The following is a 16,846-nucleotide window of genomic DNA, read 5'->3' as shown; positions in this document are numbered from 1 at the left end:
GGGTTACCAGAATTTCATTGCGGGTGGGAACCCTTGACATGGCTTTGTACGTACTATTACCGGCCACCTGTTCGCGCGTCGCGTCGGGCGGCAAGGCGGTACGGAGCCGCGACGGGGCTACGACAGCGTCACATCGGGGGAGTCTTATGCGTCATTTCGGGCACATTGCCCCTGAGGTGCGGGAGCGGTTGTTCCATCGGGAGCCGCAGGCGTTCACCGCGGACTCCGCGCCTCGCATGCTCGCGGCGGCGCTCGGCGCCACGCTCTACAGCCCGGCCACCCGTCCGCACCTCGCGGACGACGTGCTCAAGCAGGCCGGGCGCGGAGTCGTCTCCATGGTGCTGTGCCTGGAGGACTCGATCGACGACGCGGACGTCCGGGACGCGGAGGACAATCTGGTCCGGCAGTTCGCCGCACTCGCGTCGCGCTCCGGGGCCGAGGCCGGGGTCGCCGGGGCCGAGCCGCCGCTGCTGTTCGTCCGCGTCCGCACGCCCGAGCAGATCACCGATCTCGCCCGCCGCCTGGGCTCCGCGGTGGGGCTGCTGTCCGGATTTGTACTGCCGAAGTTCACCGAGGAGCGGGGGGTTCCGTTCCTTGAGGCCCTGACCGCCGCCGAGACGGCCACCGGACGGCGACTTTTCGCCATGCCGGTTCTCGAGTCGCCGGAGCTGTTGCACCTGGAGACGCGCACCGAGACCCTCGCCGGGATCTCCCGCACCGTCGACAAGTACCGCGAGCGGGTCCTCGCGCTGCGGCTCGGCGTCACCGACTTCTGTTCGGCGTACGGACTGCGCAGACCGCCCGACATGACGGCGTACGACGTGCAGATCGTGGCCTCCGTCATCGCCGACGTGGTGAATCTGCTCGGCAGGGCGGACGGCACCGGCTTCACGGTGACCGGACCCGTCTGGGAGTACTTCCGCCATCAGGAGCGGATGTTCAAGCCGCAGCTGCGCCGCAGCCCCTTCCTGGAGGAGGGCGCGGGGTCGCTGCGCGAGGCGCTCATCGAGCACGACATGGACGGGCTGTTGCGCGAGATCGCGATGGACCGGGCCAACGGGCTGCTGGGCAAGACCTGCATCCACCCCTCGCACGTCCTGCCCGTGCACGCGCTGTCCGTCGTCAGCCACGAGGAGTACAGCGACGCCTGCGACATCCTGCGCCCCGAGCGGGGCGGCGGCGGAGTCCTCAGGTCGGCGTACACGAACAAGATGAACGAGGTGAAGCCGCACCGGGCCTGGGCCGAGCGGACGCTGCAGCGCGCGGAGGCGTTCGGCGTGGCCCGGGAGGACGTCGGCTTCGTGGAGCTGCTGACCGCGGGGCTGCCCGCATGACGACAGAGGCAAGGGATGCAGGGGACACGGGGCGGACGGTGGACGCGGTGCACGAGGTGAGCGCGGTGCACGAGGTGAACGCGGTGTGGTCGGGTGCGTGGGTCGCCGAGCGGCTCGGTGTCGGGCTGGCCGGTGACCCGGAGCTGACCGGGCTGCTCGGGCTCGCGCTGCGGCGCAACCCCAAGCGCGCGCATCTGCTGGTGTCGAACGTGCTGGGCAAGCACGTGCCGCAGCGCCCGTCGGTGGTCTGGCGCTCAGGGTACGAACTGGGCGTACGCGTCCGGGAGTTGCTCGGTGACGAGGCGGCGCGGCAGGCCGTCGTGCTCGGCTACGCGGAGACCGCGACGGGCCTCGGCCACTCGGTCGCCGACGGGCTGGCGCTCGCCCCGTACCTGCACTCCACGCGCCGCCCCGTCGACGGTGTGGCGCGCGCGGGCGGCTTCGAGGAGTCGCACTCGCACGCCACCTCGCACCTGCTGCTGCCGGAGGATCCGGAGCTGCTGGCCGGGGACGGCCCGCTGGTCCTCGTCGACGACGAGTTCTCGACCGGCAACACCGTGCTCAACACCGTCCGCGCCCTGCACGAGCTGCATGCGCGGGAGCGGTACGTGATCGTCGCGCTCGTCGACATGCGCTCGCCCGGGGACCAGGGGCGGCTGGAGGCGTTCGCGCGCGAGATCGGCGCCCGGGTGGACCTGATCGTGTCCGCGCGCGGCTCCGTGCACCTGCCGGACGGCGTCCTGGAGAAGGGACAGGCGCTGGTCGCCGAGCACGAGCGGGCCGCCGGGGCCGGGCTGCCGCAGCCGCGCCGCGAGCGCGGCGAGATCGTGCGGCCGGCCGGGCTCGACTGGCCCGACGGCCTGCCGGACGGCGGTCGGCACGGGTTCCGGCCCGAGCACCGCGCGCGGCTCGAGGCGGCGCTGCCGGGGATGGCCGAGCGGCTGGCTCCCCACGTGCGGGGCCGGGTACTCGTCCTGGGCAACGAGGAGTTGATGTACGCGCCGCTGCGCCTGGCCACCGCGCTGGAGGCGGTCGGCGCCGACGTCGCGTACTCCACCACGACCCGCTCACCCGTTCTCGCCGTCGACGACCCGGGGTACGCGATCCGCACCCGGCTCGTCTTCCCGGCGCACGACGACCCGGCCGACGGACCCGGCGAGCGGTACGCGTACAACGTGGCGGGCGGCGGCTTCGACACGGTCGTCGTCGTCCTCGACTCGGCCGGCGACACACCCGAACTGGCCGCGCCCGACGGGCTGTTGGCGCGGGTGGCCGAGCATGCCGCGCGGGTCGTGGTCGTGGTCGTTCCCTCGCACGTACCCGCACGGCAGGTACCTGCTGCACCAACCGCTGTTGAAAGGCCCCCGATGTCGTTGCCCGAGCCGCTGCGCGGACCCGCCTTCTCCTCGTACGCGCCCGACGAGGTCGGCTGGCTGCTCCAGGACCTGTCCGACGTACGGCTCGAAGCGCCCACCGAGGAGCGCGAGGAGGCCATCCAGAGCGGCGGCGCCCACTACGCGGAGTCGCTGCCGGTCGAGTACCAACCCAGCCCGCAGTACCAGGAGTTGTTCCACGCGGCGCTCGACGCGTCGGCCGGGCGGATCGCGCACGCGGTGGGTGTGGTGACGGAGACGGTACTCGCGGAGCGTGCGCCGCGCCGTCCCGTGCTCGTCTCGCTGGCGCGGGCCGGTACGCCGGTGGGGGTGCTGATGAGGCGCTGGGCGCTCGCCCGCCACGGCGTGGAGCTGCCGCACTACGCGGTGTCCATCGTGCGCGGCCGCGGCATCGACGCGAACGCGCTGCGCTGGCTGGCCGCGCACCACGACCCGGCCGATGTGGTGTTCGTCGACGGCTGGACGGGCAAGGGCGCGATCACGCGTGAACTCGCCGCCGCGATAAGAGAGTTCGAGGAGCAGGGCGGGGCGCGCGGGTTCGATCCGGAGATCGCCGTGCTCGCCGACCCCGGGTCGTGCGTGCGCACGTACGGGACGCGCGAGGACTTCCTCATCCCCTCGGCCTGCCTCAACTCGACTGTTTCCGGGCTGATTTCGCGGACCGTCCTGCGGGCCGACCTGGTCGGTCCCGACGACTTCCACGGGGGCAAGTTCTACCGGGAGCTGGCCGATTCGGATGTGTCCGGGCAGTTCCTCGACGTGGTGGAGGAGTGGTTCGGGGAGGTCGGCGACGCGGTCGACGTGGACGTCAAGGAGCTCCTCGGGGCCGATCGCACACCGACGTGGGAGGGCTGGGCCGCCGTCGAGCGGATCAGCGAGGAGTACGGGATCCACGACGTGAACCTCGTCAAGCCCGGCGTCGGCGAGACCACACGGGTGCTGCTGCGGCGCGTGCCGTGGAAGATCCTGGCGCGGGCGGACGCCGGGGCGGACCTGGACCATGTGCGGTTGCTGGCGGAGCAGCGCGGGGTGCCGGTCGAGGTGGTGGACGAACTGCCTTACAGCTGCGTGGGGTTGATCCATCCGCGGTTCACGCGAGGGGCCACCGGCGCGGACGGCAAGGCGGTGGCCGCGCAGTGACGACGGTGGTGGCGAGCGATCTCGACCGTACGCTCATCTACTCCGCGGGCGCGCTCGGGCTGACGATGCCCGACGCCGAGGCGCCGCGGCTGCTCTGCGTCGAGGTGTACGAGGGGAAGCCCCTGTCGTACGTCACGGAGGACGCGGCCGCGCTGCTCGCCGAGCTCGGGCGGCGCGCGGTGTTCGTGCCTACGACGACGCGGACGCGGGAGCAGTACGGGCGGGTGCGGTTGCCCGGGCCCGCGCCGAAGTACGCGATCTGCGCCAATGGAGGGCACCTGCTGGTCGACGGGGTGTCGGATCCCGAGTGGCGGCGGGACGTGGCCTCGCGGCTCGACGCGGAGTGTGCGCCGCTCGGGGAGGTGCGGGAGCGGATGGTCGCCGCCGCGGATCCGGAGTGGCTGTTGAAGGAGCGGGTCGCCGAGGATCTGTTCGCGTATCTCGTGGTCGACCGGGCGCGGTTGCCCGAGGGATGGGTCAAGGAGCTCGGGGAGTGGGCCGCGGGGGTCGGCTGGGGCGTTTCGCTGCAGGGGCGGAAGGTGTACGCCGTGCCGAAGCCGTTGACCAAGGGGGCGGCCGCGCGGGAGGTCGCGCGGCGGGTCGGGGCGGATGCGGTGCTCGGGGCCGGGGATTCGTTGCTGGACGCGGATCTGTTGCTGGCCGTTGATCGGGGGTGGCGGCCCGGGCATGGGGAGTTGGCCGATGTGGGGTGGGTCGCGGATGGGGTGACCGTGTTGGGGGAGCGGGGAGTTCTTGCGGGGGAGGCCGTGTTGCGGGGGTTTCTCGGGGCGGTGTGATGTGGGGCGCTGGGGTGGGCGGCGCCGGGGCGGGGGTCGGTTGGAGCGCTCGCCCCGCGCCGGGGTGCCGCCTTGCCCACCCTGCCGCCCTTGGCGGCAGATTGCCCAAGGCGGCGGCCGACGGCAGATTGCCCAAGGCGGGTGCGACGTCAGCCGCAGCAGCCTCCGCCGCAGCAGCCGCCTCCGCCTCCCGAAGGTGCGGGGGACGACGGGGACTTGGTGCCGGCCACGGCTACCGTCGACAGGAGTTTGACCGTGTCGGGGTGGCCCGCGGGGCAGGTGGCCGGGGACGAGGACTCGGCCATGGGGCGGGAGAGTTCGAACGTGTCGCCGCAGCTGCGGCAGCGGTATTCGTAGCGAGGCATGGCCCAAGATTACGGGTCGTCGCGGAGCGAGACGTCCAGGAGTTCCAGCATCGCCGTGTACGCCCCGTCCGCGTCCCGTTCGCGAATCCGGGCGGCGACCTCGCTGTGGCAGGGCAGCGGGTGGTGGTGCGGGCCCGCGTGCACGACGCAGACACGGGTGGTCAGCGCCGGGGCGATGACCCGGGGCAACTGGGCGTAGAAGCGGTTGCCGGACGCGGTGAGCAGGGCCGTGTGGAACGTGGCGTCGGCCTGCGCGGCACCTACCGGATCGGCGTGCTCGGCCCGCTCGGCGCAGGCCATCGCCGCCAAGGCCGAGTCGAGCACCGTCAGGTCGGCGGGCGAGCGGTGCTGCGCGGCCAGCGCGGCGGCCGGCGGCTCGACGGAGCGGCGCAACTCGTGCAGATCGCCGTAGAACGCCGGTGAGACCGGTGCCGCAGCGAGGGTCCAGCGCAGTACGTCGCTGTCGAGCAGGTTCCACGCGGAGCGCGGGCGCACCCGGCCCGTGCCGTCCAGCAGCCCTTTCGCCGCGAGCGCCCGCAGTGCCTCGCCGAGCACCGGCTCGGTCAGGGTCAAGTCCGCTGCCACACGCGGGAGTTCGAGCGTGGCGCCGGTCGCGTACCGGCCCTCGGTGATGGCGCGTGCCACGGCCTCCATCGCCGTGCCGTGCACGTCGGGCCCGGGATGGGGAACCGGCGGGGAGCTGGTCATGCGGAGCAATCTCGCACGGCACCCTGTGCGAGAGCAATCGCCCGCCAGGTCAATCGGACGGGAGAGGAACCGGCCGCCGTAACAGGCTGCGCGACAGCGGACGGCCGCGCGATCACCGGGCTCCGGGGTGGCGCGCCTTCCAGTACGGGTTGTCGTGCGGCAGGCCGCCGCTGACGCGCCCGTACATCCCGAAGAGCATCAGCAGCAGCCCGACGGCGAAGCTGAACAGGACGTTCTGGATGCGGAAGGCGAGGAAGTTGTAGCGGGTGTCGAGGAGCGCCAGGTTCACGAAGCCGCTGAGGATGAACAGCACACCCAGCGTCATGTTGAGCGTCGACGCGACGGACCCGCCGGCCAGCATGCCCGCGATGAGCAGGGCGCCGGCGCACAGGGACAGGAAACTGAGCGCGCCGTTGGTGCTCAGGCCCGCGACCGTGTCACCGCGCGTGTCGAAGAAGCCGACCTTGTCGATGAACCCGAGGATGCCGAAGACCAGCAGCACCAGGCCCATCAGCCCCGCGCCGACGCGGTACACCCTGCTGAGGCGGTGATCGACGGGCGCCTGCTCGTCGAGCGCGACGTGGTGCCAGGATCCCGGGTGGAGTACGTGCGTGGCCATGATCGCCTCGCCTCGCCTTCCGGCCCCCCTGTGCGTACGGAGGTTGCGTACAGACAGATGGCTGCGTACCTCCAGGATCGGCCCGACCCGCGCGCAGTGCCAACCGCGCACATCGCGCCGACCGAGCCGACCGAGCCGCCCGTGCCGCCCGTGCCGCCCGTGCCGCCCGTGCCGCCCGTGCCGCCCGTGCCGCCCGTACCGCCCGTACCGACCGAGCCGCCCGCGCCCACCGAGCCACCCGGGCCCACCGCGTCAGATGCCGCCGCCGCGGTCCTCGCGGATCTGCGCGACGACCCGGGACACCGTCCGCCGCACGGCCTCCGTCTCGGTGAGGAAGTGCCAGTAGTCGGGGTGGCGGCCCTCCAGGCCCTCGACCGCGCGGTCGAGCCGGGCCACCGAGTCGTCCAGCGGCCGGGCGTGCCGCGGCTCGGGCGTGGAGCGGCCGCTCATCGCCAGCCGCTGGGCGTCCCGGATCGCGAACCGGGTGCGGTCGATCTCCTGCTGGGGGTCCTTCGCCACCGCGTTGAGCCGCTGGAGGCGGTCGGCGGCGGCGGAGACCGACTCGTCCGTGCTGTTCAGCAGGGCGCGGACGGTCGAGAGCAGCGCCGTCGCGTCCGGCCAGCGCTGGGCCTCGCGGGCGGTGCGGGCCTCGGCGAGCTTGGTCTCGGCCTGCCGCACGTTCTCCACGGCCTGCTGGGGTACGCCTTGCAGGTCCTGCCAGCAGGCGGCCGCGAACCGGCGCCGCAGCTCGCTGAGGACCGGGTCGACCTGGCCCGCGCGGGTCTGCAGTGCCTGGGCGCGGGTGCGCAGCGAGACCAGGCGGTGGTCGATCTCCGCGGCCTTCTCCGGGAGGCGGTCGGCCTCCGCGCGGATCGCCTCCGCGTCCCGCGCGACACGCTCCGCGCGCTCCAGCGTCTCCGGCACGCCGTGCTGGCCCGCGCCCTGGTTCAGCCTGGTCAGCTCGGGGCCGAGGGCGGCGAGGCGGGCGGCCAGGTCGTCGGCCTTCAGGCCCGCCTGCCGCACACCGTCGAGGGCGGTCGTCGCGGCGAGCAGGGCCTGGCGGGCGCGCTCCACGGACGGGGCGAGGCGGGCCAGCTGGGTCTCCGCCTTGCCGAGCAGCGGGCCGAGGCCCTGCGCGAACCGGTCCAGGTCCTGCTTGGTGCGGGTCAACTGGTCCTTGGCCGCGGTCAGTTCGCCGCGCGCGCGGTTCGCCGCGCTCGCCTCCAGGTCGTCGCGGTCAAGGTCGTGGGCGTCGACCGCGGTGATGTACTGCGCGCTGACCTCGTCGATGCGGGTGCCGAGCTGCTGGAAGTCGGTGACGGCGCGGCGGGCGGCCGGGGAGTCGTCGACCGCGGTGATCGTCTCTATCGAGATGCGCAGGTCGCGCTGGGCGGTGTCCAGCTCGTAGAACGCGGCGGCCGCGGCGTCCTTGGCCTCCTGGGCCTGGACGCGCTGGGTCTCGGCCCGGCCGCCGAACCATCTCCGTGTGCCGCCCGGGTTGAACGCTCCGCCGAGTGCCGCCGTGAGGATCGGCAGGGGGAGGAGGGTGAGGGTGAGGAAGTCCCGCACGGGGCGCGGACGCGACGGGCGTGACGGCGTGTCTTCGGGGCGCCGGGCAGCGGTCGGGGACGACGGATGGTGGTGCGTGTCTGTCGTCGTCGCCGTCACTAACCTCTCCCGCACTGCCCGTGCCGTCATCAGCCCTGCCCGGTGTCCATTCTCCCACCGGTTAATGACGAACACACGGGCCGGTTAGTTCGCGGTTCGGAGTGTGACTTTTCCGTCCTGGGCGTGGGCCGTGACCTGGTGCGCACTGCGGGGGTCGGTGGGGACGGAGACGTCGACCGCGCCGTCGTCCGTGCCGGTGGTGACCTTGTACTGGGCCGTGCCGGGGAGGGTGAGCGTCAGGGCGCCGTCCTCGCTGCGGGCCGCGACCCGGTCCGGGGCCGTGCGCAGGGCGATGTCGGCCGAGCCGTCCTGGGTGTCGACCGAGACCCGCCGGGCGTCGACGCCGGAGGCGCGCAGTGAGGCGTCCTGGCCGCGCAGGCGCAGCGGGCCCGAGGTGTCCGTGACGCGGACCGAGCCGTCCCGGGTGGTGATGTCGAGGCCGCTCTCGAAGCCGCTCGCGCGGACGCTGCCGTCGCCGTTGTCGACCACCAGGGCCACCCCGCGCGGCACTTCGACGCGGTGGCGGGCCGAGCAGTCGGTCACGACGCCGCCGCAGTGCAGGCGGAGCGTGAGCCGGCCGGCGCCCGCGTCCCACGACCAGGTGGGCTTCGGGTCCGAGCCGATCACCGTGGACCCCTCGAACCAGCGGGTCACCTTCACCCGGTCGCTGTCGCCGTCCGCGGGGACGAGTTCGAGCGACGAGTCGTCCGAGTCCACCGTCAGCGTCCGGCCCTCCAGGGCGAAGGAACGGTGGTCGGGATGCTTGTCGTCGGAGGCGTCGGCCCCGCAGGCGGTCGCGGTCGCGGCGAGCACCACCACGGCGCCCGCCGCCGCCAGGGTGCGGATGGTGCGACGTGAGCGGACGGTCATGATGAACTCCCCCTGTGGCGGCCGGTGTTGCGGTGCCGGCCCGGTGGGCGGCACCCCATGAACGTAGGGCCGCGACCGGGGCCGTCACGATCCGGGCCGCCACCGGATCGTGGGTGGGGTTAACCCCCCGGGTCGGGCGTTTGCGGTGCAGGGGCATGGGCAAGGTAGGCTGTCGGCTCGTCCTGGTCACAGCGCCAGGGAGCCCGGGTGCGTAGCTCAGGGGTAGAGCGCCTGCCTTACAAGCAGGATGTCGGCGGTTCGAAACCGTCCGCGCCCACCATGACGAGGAAGACCCTCGGACGATCGTGACGATCACGATCCCGTCCGGGGGTCTTCGCCGTTCCCGGGCCCGTCGGTCGCGGACCCGTCGTCCACCATCGTGGCGTCGGCGTCGGCGTCGGCGTCGGCGTCGGCGTCGGCAACGGCATCGGCGTCGGCGTCGGCGGTGCCTGCGGTGTCGTAGTCGTGTACGTGCTTGAGGCGGGCCCGTGCCCGGACCGCGTCGGTGCCCGAGAGCTTCGACCAGTGGCGGTGGCACGTCACGAAGACGGCCAGTTCCAGCTCGCGCTGCCGGAGCTTTTCGACCTCGGCCTGTTCGTCCTCGGTCCACCCCGGTGACGCCGGGCGCTCCAGCCTGCGCCAGCCCTGGGTGTCGCTGATCCCGTCGAGCGGCGCGACCGACCAGGGGAGCCGCTTGAGCAGGGCTATCAGCTCGGCCCGCACCTGATGCAGCTCCTCCTGCCCTGCGAGGAGGTCGCTCGGGAAGCCGGAGGCGGAGTCTGAGTCATCGTTCGCTGCCACCCGGCAATGGTACGTCTGTTCGAATTACTGGGGCGAGCAACTTCGGGGAGTTCGTCGGACAGTTCACGCGAACGTGTGGCCGAGTCGCCGGACGGCGGCAGACTGGAGGCATGTGTCGCAGCATCAAGACCCTCCGCCCGCCCGTGCTCCCCGAAGAGGCCACCGAGGACGAGATCCGGGCCGCAGCTCTGCAGTACGTACGGAAGGTGTCCGGGTTCCGGGCGCCGGCCGCGCACAACCGCGAGGTGTTCGAGCGGGCCGTGGACGAGATCGCCCGGGCCACCGCCGAACTGCTCGACGGCCTGGAGGTGAGGGGATCCGCGAAGGCTCAGGCCTCGTAGGGGTTCGGGCCGCTGGAGGGCTCAGGCCTCTTGCGGGACCGGCCTGCGCATCACGAACGCCGCCACCGCGCCCGCGCCGATGAGGGCGAGCACCGAGACCGCCGTGGACAGCCAGCTCGCGCCGAGCCACTGCGCGCCGAAATAGCCGAGCGCCACGCTGTACGCGGCCCAGGCCACGCCCGCGATGGCCGACCAGGGCAGGAACTCGCGGACCCGGCGGTGCGCCGTGCCCGCCGCGAAGGAGACCACCGAGCGGCCCGCGGGCGCGAACCTGGCGATGATCACGAGGAGCCCGCCGCTGGAACGGGCGAGGGCTCCGCCGAGACGTTCCTGCGCGGTCGTCAGGCGCCGGGAGCGGGCGATGGCGCGGTCCAGGCGCTCCCCGCCGCGCCAGGCGATGCGGTAGGCGACGAGGTCGCCGACGACGGAGGCCGTCGCGGCGCAGAGCGTGAGGGCCAGCAGCTCCGGGGTGCTGCTCGGCAGCTGGCCGGTCGCGGCGCCCGCCGTACCGGCCGCGGCCGCGGTGGCCGCCGTGACCACGAGGAAGCCGCTGGGCAGGACGGGCAGGAAGACGTCGAAGAGCACGGACAGCGCCACGACCGCGTAGATCCATGGGCTGTCGGCCAGCGACCCCACACTCTCCAGCACTGCGCGCCAACTCTCTGTACGGAACCGTTCCGGGACCGTTCCCTCCACGCAGGAGCACACAGGAGCGGCGTCATGACAGCTTTACAGCGTACGCCTCGGGCGTGGCGGAAGTGACGAAAGGGACACAGATGTTCCCCATCTCACGTTCCTGCGCACTCCGTCTCCCGTTCACCCGACTGCCCCGTCCGGTGCGGTGCCCCGGGCTCGGTTCCCGTACGAACGAGCCAGGGTCCACAAGAGGAGCGGTGATGGTGGCAGGGATGGTGACCGGCGCTCTCGCGGCGGCCGTGCTCGCCGCGGGCGGCGGGAGCGCGAGCGCGGCGGATTGTTACTGGCTGCGGGTGGAGGGCAGGTTCGCGCCGCCGACCGCGTTCGTGCCGTCGTCGGCGGTCACGTACGACATGGGGCTGGTGCCCGCGGCGGCGTCGGTGAGGGTCGAGCAGCGCGGCGACGAGGCCGGGATGACCGTGACGCTGGAGGTCGCGGGGCTGGTGCCCGGCCGCGCGTACGGGGCGCACGTCCACGAGAAGCCGTGCGGCGCCGACCCGGAGGCCGCGGGCGGGCACTATCGGCATGTGAGGGACCCGGAGCGGGCGGACGCGGGGAACGAGGTGTGGCTGGACTTCACCGCCGATGCCTCGGGCGACGGCAGGGCGGCCGTGCGCAAGGCGTGGGGGCTGCGGGCCGGTGGGGCGGGGTCCGTCGTGCTGCATGACGTGCCGGGTGGGGCGGGGGCGCGGATCGCGTGCTTCACGGTGCCGTTCGCGGGGGCCGCCTGAGCCCTGGGCGGATTCGGGTACGCACGGCCGCGCCCGCCCTCCGTGGTGCTCGCGGAGGGCGGGCGCGGTCGTGTGCGGGTGGGTCAGGCGGTCACGGTCTCGCGGTTGGGGGACGCCTCGGTGGGCTGCTCACCGCGGCGGGCGAACAGCCGGTCGATGCCGAGGGCGCCGGAGCCGGTGAAGACGAGCAGCAGCATCGTCCAGCAGAACATCGCGGAGGCCTCGCCGCCGTTCTGCAGGGGCCACAGGGCCGAGGGCTGGTGGACCTTGAAGTACGCGTAGGCCATCGAGCCCGACGCGACGAGGGCCGCGAAGCGCGTGCCCAGGCCGAGCAGGACCAGGCCGCCGCCGACGAGCTGGATGACGGCCGCGTACCAGCCGGGCCAGGTGCCGACCTCGACGGTGCCGCCGCCGGCCGCGCCGCCGAGGACGCCGAAGAGCGAGGCGGCGCCGTGGCAGGCGAAGAGCAGGCCGACGACGATGCGGAACAGGCCGAGGACGTAGGGCTGGGCGCTGTGGAGACGTCCAGTCATGGTGGGGACTCCTTCGGACGGTTGTCGGTTATCGGTTCCCGGTTGAGGGACGGGGACGCAACCGGGTGCACCGATGTAGTCGGCGCCGTCGTTGCCGCCGTTGCCACCGATGTGGGAGTACCACAGATTAGGGGTGCCTAAATTGTGCTTGCAACTTCAACATTCGGCCATGGTCGACTTCGGGGAAGGGGTTCCGTTTCGACCGATTCGGCCGTACGCAGGGCCGCGCGGGCGACCGCGTCGGCGTCCGAGAGGGTGACCGAGTCGACCCCGGGCCGGGCCCCCGCCGCCGTCACCCAGTGCACGCCCTCGGTGGGCACGCCGAAGGCGAAACGCCCTGCGTGGGCGCGTCCTTGACGGTTCATCAGGTGATACGGGCGAGGGGTGACGTCGAGGCCTCCGGTCTCGTGCTCGTCGACCGTGTGCGGGCGGGCCTGGCCGGTCTTCAGGAGCCGGGCGATGAGCTCGTCGGCGGTGCGGCGGACGTCCGGTTCCGGTAGGCGGGCCTCGATGAGTGTGGTGGCCGTCACGGTCGAGCCCGGCACGTCGGGCGAGTGCGCGACGAAGTGGCCGTCCCGCGTGGCCACTTCGAGGCGCGGGCCGACGACGGTCAGTACCCCCGCCTCGATCAGGGCGGTCATCTCCTCGATGCGGCGGCGGGGCGGGCCGATGGAGAGGAACGCGTTGAGCGGGGTGTACCAGCGGTCGAGGTGGTCGCGGCGCGAGCCGCCGGACAGGCCGCCGTGGTCCACGACGAGCCGCAGTTCGTTGCGCAGGTCGCGCAGGACGTCGAGAGCGGCCTTCACGGGCCCGTCCACGTTGCCGAGCGCCGCGTGGGCGGCGTCCTCGCGCAGCCGGTCCAGGAGCCAGGCGTGCCAGTCGGCGGGGGAGGCGTACGTGTGTCCCGCGTGCGGGCGCGAGACGCGCTCCCAGGACCAGTGGAGCTCGTCCGGTATCCCGAACTCCCTTATGGCCGCGGCCTCTTGGGGGGAGTGGTGCGAAGCGGCCAGGAAGCGCTCGCGGAAGTCGGAGAGGCGCGGGGCGGGATGTCCGGTGGCCTTCAGCAGTGCCTCGTAGTAGACCGTCTCGACCTCCTTGGCGACCAGCGGCCATATGTCGGTGAGGAAGTCGGGGGCGTCGCCGGAGTCCGCTCGCTTGCGGAAGCGGGATATCGCCTCGGGTGTGAGGACCGCCGGCCGGTGCCGTCCGTAAGGGCCCTTGGCGTTGTCGCCGCGGGCCTGGTACGGGATGCCTCGGCGTGAACCGGCGTACAGGCGCGGCTCGTCGCCGGACGGCGTGTAGCGCAGGACGCCTTCGGGCGTGCGGGAGTAGCGGCCGCCCCGGGCCTCGGTGAACAGGGCCATGTGGTCGAAGAAGTTGAGGCCGAGGCCGCGCAGCAGGACCGGTTCGCCGGGGTGTACGGAGGTGAGGTCGAGGTCGGCGGGGTTGGCGGGCGGCACATGGCGCAGCCCGTGCCGCTGGGCGTACTCGGTGAGGTTCCGCTCGGCCGGGGTGCCCACGGTCGGCAGGTGGCCCTGGGTGAGGACGACCGCGTGCAGGCCGGTGAGCTCGGTGCCGTCGGCGAGGGTGAGGGTCTGGCGGCCGTCGGGGAGCGGGGCGTCGTCGAGGCGGACGGCGCGGGTGGCGTGGACGACGACCGTGACGCGGGACGGGGCGGCGGCGACCGTCTCGGCGAACACCCAGCGCAGGTAGCGGCCGTACCGGGCGCGGGTGGGGTAGTCGTCGGGGCCGAGGGGGCTCTGCCGGTCGTGGAGCGCGGCCCACTCGTACAGGCTCGGGCCCGGGCGGATCGGGCCCGAGCAGTCGACGCTCTCGTCCGTGAACAGGGTGACCTGAGAGGCGACCGTGTTCATCAGCAACTCCGGTGCCTGGTCCGTCCGCCACACGGCGCCGGCGCCCGGCGGTGCCGGGTCGATCACGTGGACGGTGAGGCGGGCGTGGGCCGGGAGCAGCTCTTCCGCGGAGGCGGTCAGCCGTTCCAGGACGCTGGTGCCGCGGGGGCCCGCGCCGACGATCGCGAGGCTGAACTCGGAGCCGGACTCGACGTTGGGGCAGAGCAAAACGGGACTCCCGGGGCATGTGGGGCTGCTGGAAGCGGATGGTCCGCCTCATCATGCCGCTTCGCTGCCGGGAGGGGAGGGGCGGAGTTCGGGTGTGGGGTGGATCACTGGGTGCCGGGGTGCCGAGGCCCATCAGGTCAGGGTGCGATCCGTTGCCCGGTGCAGGGTGCCGTCCGGGGCGGCCTGGTCCAGGGAGAGGCGCGCGGCGCGGCCGCGCAGGGCCAGGGTCATCAGCTGGTTGCCGAACCACGGGCCGCCCGACCTGCGCCAGGTGATGCGGGGCGCCACCGCGCGCGCGTGACGGGCGAAGCGGCGGCCGATGACGCGCCCCGTGCGGCTCCAGCCGAACCGGAAGCCCAGCCGTATCGACGCGGGGATGGAGTTGTGGACCGGCGAGCAGGTCAGTTGCAGGACGCGGGCGGTGGGGGCGTCCCGGGCGGCGGGCCAGCGCGGTTCGGCGATGTACGCGTGGTGGACGTCGCCGGAGAGCACGGAGATCGTCGCGGGTGCGGCCGGACCCGAACCGGCCTCGGCGATCAGGTCCGTGAGCGCGTCGAACGACGCGGGGAACGCCGCCCAGTGCTCCAGGTCCGCCCGCCGCCGCAGATCCTCGCCGAACCGCGCCCAGCGCGGCCCGCGTTCGCCGCGGCACAGCGCCGCGTTCCAGTTCTCGGCGTCGTGGATCAGGTGGGGGAGCAGCCAGGGCAGGGACGTGCCGATGAGGAGGTGGTCGTACGCGCCCGCCTCAGCCGCGCCGTCGTTCCGCCCCTCCAGGGCCTGGGCGCGGACCCACTCGGCCTCGTCCGGGTCGAGCATCGCCCGGTTCTGCTCGTCGAGGACGCGGGCCGCCCGGGTGTCCACCATCAGCAGCCGTACGCGGCCGAAGTCGCGCCGGTAGCTCCAGCGGACGGAGACGGGGTCCGCGTCGGCCCTGGCCGCGAACTCCCGCAGCGCGTCCGTGCCGTCGGGGGTGGCCCGCACCGCCTGGTAGACGGGGTCGTCGGCGAGCTCGGACGGGGCCAGGTTGCCTATGTGCTGGTGCACCCAGTACGACATCAGCGCGCTCAGCGCCCGCTCGCGCCACCAGGGCGTCGCCCGCATGTCGGCCAGCCAGGCGGCGCTGGTGTTCCAGTCGTCCACGACGTCGTGGTCGTCGAAGATCATGCAGCTGGGGACGGTGGACAGCAGCCAGCGGATCTCGGGGTCGAGCCAGGACTCGTAGTAGAGGTGGGTGTACTCCTGGAAGTCCGCGACCTGGGTGCCGGGCGGCTCGGTCAGGTCGCGGCGCCGGGCGAGCCACTTCTGGGTCGCCGGTGACGTCTCGTCCGCGTAGATCTGGTCGCCGAGGAGGACGAGGACGTCGGGACGTTCGGCGTCGGGGTCGGCGGCGAGGCGGGCCGCGAGGGTGTCCAGGGCGTCGGGGCCCACGGGGTCGTGCTCGTCGGCCGGGGGCGCCGCCCAGCGGCAGGAGCCGAAGGTGACGCGTACCTCGCTGTCGGGGGCCTCCGGTCCGTACGCCGGGGTGCGGATGGTGCTCGGCGGGAACGGGGAGTCCGGCTCGGGCCAGACCCGGCCGCCGTCGAGGACCACCTCGTACGGGGTCTCGGTGCCGGGGGTGAGGCCGGTGACCGGGACGAGCGCGTAGTGGTGGCCGTCGATCTGGAAGGTGTGCGCACTGCCCTGCGCGCCGTCCTTGCAGCGCACCTCGGCGACGCAGGGCCGGCTCGCCTCGACCCAGACGGTCGCGGCCCCCTCGTCCACGTACCTCAGCAGTGGGCCCAGGCGCAGCCTCGCCATGTGATGTCCTCCCCGTTCCGGTTCCGGTTCCCGTTCCTGTTCCCGCTCCCCCGACGTCCACGTACGGTACGGAACGCCGGAGGCGGGTGGGGTGGTTCCGGTGTGCTGTCTTTCGGGAATTCGGGGAGGACCGCGGTGGGCTCAGCAGCCGCTGAGGCCCGACTGGACCGCCGACTTCTCCGCCGAGTCGACCGAGAGGTCGTAGTAGTGCTTCACCTGGACCCACATCCGCAGGTACGTGCACTTGTACGCGGTGCGTGAGGGCATCCACTCGGCCGGGTCCTGGTCGCCCTTGGACTGGTTGACGTTGTCGGTGACCGCGATGAGCTGCGGGCGGGTGAGGTCGTTGGCGAGGGCCTGCCGCTTGGCCGTCGTCCAGCCGCTGGCTCCCGACTTCCACGCCTCGGAGAGCGGGATGACGTGGTCGATGTCGACGTCGGCGGCCGCGGTCCAGGTGGCGCCGTCGTACTCGGAGTACCAACTGCCGGACGTGGCAGCGCAGCTGGAGTTGGTGACCACGTTCTTGCCGTCGCGCTTGAGGACGGTCTCGCGGGTGTCGCAGGCGCCGGACTGGGTGATCCAGTGCGGGAACTTGTCGCGGCTGTAGCCGTCCGACGAGCCCTCGGCCTTCACCGTCAGCTCGGAGAGGTAGGTGCGGGCGGTGGACGCGGCGATGGGGGTCGGCGGGGACGCCTGGGCGGGGGTGGCGGTGACGGTGGTGAGCAGGGCGAGCGTGGCGGCGGTGGCCGCGGCCGCGGTGAGGGTCGCTCCGCGGGGTCGACGCGCGTAGAAATCGGGCGTGCGGCGAGAGGTGGGGCGCATGTGAACTCCCTTGGGGTGGGGGGTTGTTGGGCGTGCGGGCCGGTCGTGCCTGGGCACTGGCCATGGTGTGGGGGTGGGGTTTCCGGGAGGTGTGCGTTGGGTGACAGGGTCGCGTCAAGTGGGTGTGCGGGGCAAGGGGGCGGTGGGGG

General features: G+C 73.0%; 15 protein-coding genes, 1 tRNA gene and 1 pseudogene. 6 read left to right on the top strand and 11 right to left on the bottom strand.

Translation table 11 applies throughout. The annotated features are described in order from the left end of the window. Window positions 1-146 precede the first annotated feature (146 nt). From B072_RS0115480 to B072_RS0115470, 3 genes are read left to right on the top strand one after another with little or no spacing between them, the layout of a single operon-like run. Window positions 147-1,334, top strand: coding sequence for an HpcH/HpaI aldolase/citrate lyase family protein (locus B072_RS0115480; RefSeq protein WP_026245866.1), 1,188 nt, complete (start codon window positions 147-149; stop codon window positions 1,332-1,334). Beyond that, entirely contained in the window at window positions 1,331-3,868 is a 2,538-nt protein-coding gene (locus B072_RS0115475) for a phosphoribosyltransferase (protein WP_078506439.1), read from the top strand. The genes B072_RS0115480 and B072_RS0115475 overlap by 4 nt, the downstream gene beginning before the upstream one ends. Continuing rightward, window positions 3,865-4,665 (top strand): hypothetical protein, encoded by an 801-nt coding sequence (locus B072_RS0115470; protein ID WP_018530867.1) that lies wholly within the window; start codon window positions 3,865-3,867, stop codon window positions 4,663-4,665. Before B072_RS0115475 ends, B072_RS0115470 begins: the two co-directional genes overlap by 4 nt. A 149-nt stretch (window positions 4,666-4,814) precedes the next feature. Here the strand turns inward: B072_RS0115470 and B072_RS46485 are convergent, their stop codons facing one another. From B072_RS46485 to B072_RS0115445, 5 genes are all read right to left on the bottom strand, one after another. Beyond that, on the bottom strand, window positions 4,815-5,030 hold the full coding sequence (locus tag B072_RS46485; RefSeq protein WP_026245864.1) for an FmdB family zinc ribbon protein: 216 nt from the start codon (window positions 5,028-5,030) through the stop codon (window positions 4,815-4,817). 9 nt (window positions 5,031-5,039) lie between these two features. Next, window positions 5,040-5,738 carry a FadR/GntR family transcriptional regulator gene (locus B072_RS0115460; protein WP_051127193.1) on the bottom strand — a complete coding sequence of 233 codons (699 nt, stop codon included), beginning with the start codon at window positions 5,736-5,738 and terminating at the stop codon, window positions 5,040-5,042. 112 nt (window positions 5,739-5,850) lie between these two features. Continuing rightward, window positions 5,851-6,357 (bottom strand): DUF4383 domain-containing protein, encoded by a 507-nt coding sequence (locus tag B072_RS0115455; protein ID WP_018530864.1) that lies wholly within the window; start codon window positions 6,355-6,357, stop codon window positions 5,851-5,853. Window positions 6,358-6,609: 252 nt separating this feature from the next. Next, a complete protein-coding gene (locus B072_RS0115450) occupies window positions 6,610-8,055 on the bottom strand; it encodes a hypothetical protein (RefSeq protein WP_237499926.1) in 1,446 nt (481 codons plus the stop codon). A 54-nt stretch (window positions 8,056-8,109) separates the two neighbouring features. Next, entirely contained in the window at window positions 8,110-8,895 is a 786-nt protein-coding gene (locus B072_RS0115445) for a DUF4097 family beta strand repeat-containing protein (RefSeq protein ID WP_018530862.1), read from the bottom strand. A 205-nt stretch (window positions 8,896-9,100) separates the two neighbouring features. Here B072_RS0115445 and B072_RS0115440 point away from each other — a divergent pair. Next, a tRNA-Val gene (locus tag B072_RS0115440) sits at window positions 9,101-9,175 on the top strand. A gap of 182 nt (window positions 9,176-9,357) precedes the next feature. Here the strand turns inward: B072_RS0115440 and B072_RS0115435 are convergent. Then, window positions 9,358-9,696: pseudogene (locus B072_RS0115435) on the bottom strand (hypothetical protein); the annotation flags it as partial. Between the two features lie 110 nt (window positions 9,697-9,806). On the opposite strand from B072_RS0115435, the gene B072_RS0115430 reads away from it, so the two are divergent. Then, window positions 9,807-10,037 carry a DUF2277 domain-containing protein gene (locus B072_RS0115430; protein WP_018530860.1) on the top strand — a complete coding sequence of 77 codons (231 nt, stop codon included), beginning with the start codon at window positions 9,807-9,809 and terminating at the stop codon, window positions 10,035-10,037. 21 nt (window positions 10,038-10,058) lie between these two features. Here the strand turns inward: B072_RS0115430 and B072_RS0115425 are convergent, their stop codons facing one another. Beyond that, the gene (locus B072_RS0115425) at window positions 10,059-10,685 is read right to left on the bottom strand and encodes a DedA family protein (protein WP_018530859.1); all 627 of its coding nucleotides are present in this window, start codon (window positions 10,683-10,685) and stop codon (window positions 10,059-10,061) included. A gap of 248 nt (window positions 10,686-10,933) precedes the next feature. Here B072_RS0115425 and B072_RS0115420 point away from each other — a divergent pair, with 248 nt between their 5' ends. Then, entirely contained in the window at window positions 10,934-11,464 is a 531-nt protein-coding gene (locus tag B072_RS0115420) for a superoxide dismutase family protein (protein ID WP_018530858.1), read from the top strand. Window positions 11,465-11,547: 83 nt separating this feature from the next. Here B072_RS0115420 and B072_RS0115415 read toward each other — a convergent pair whose 3' ends face one another. The 4 genes from B072_RS0115415 to B072_RS0115400 all read right to left on the bottom strand — a co-directional run bounded on the left by B072_RS0115415 (window position 11,548) and on the right by B072_RS0115400 (window position 16,697). Further along, window positions 11,548-11,997 carry a DoxX family protein gene (locus B072_RS0115415; RefSeq protein WP_018530857.1) on the bottom strand — a complete coding sequence of 150 codons (450 nt, stop codon included), beginning with the start codon at window positions 11,995-11,997 and terminating at the stop codon, window positions 11,548-11,550. A gap of 137 nt (window positions 11,998-12,134) precedes the next feature. Further along, a complete protein-coding gene (locus B072_RS0115410; protein WP_018530856.1) occupies window positions 12,135-14,078 on the bottom strand; it encodes an FAD/NAD(P)-binding protein in 1,944 nt (647 codons plus the stop codon). Window positions 14,079-14,210: 132 nt separating this feature from the next. Further along, on the bottom strand, window positions 14,211-15,875 hold the full coding sequence (locus B072_RS0115405; protein ID WP_018530855.1) for an alkaline phosphatase D family protein: 1,665 nt from the start codon (window positions 15,873-15,875) through the stop codon (window positions 14,211-14,213). Between the two features lie 141 nt (window positions 15,876-16,016). After that, window positions 16,017-16,697, bottom strand: coding sequence for an HNH endonuclease family protein (locus B072_RS0115400; RefSeq protein ID WP_018530854.1), 681 nt, complete (start codon window positions 16,695-16,697; stop codon window positions 16,017-16,019). Window positions 16,698-16,846 lie beyond the last annotated feature (149 nt).

The sequence above is a fragment of the Streptomyces sp. HmicA12 genome (genome assembly GCF_000373565.1).
In the GTDB taxonomy this organism is placed as follows: Bacteria; Actinomycetota; Actinomycetes; order Streptomycetales; family Streptomycetaceae; genus Streptomyces.
Note: the sequence above shows the minus strand (reverse complement) of the source record. Positions and strands in the feature narration are given on the sequence as shown.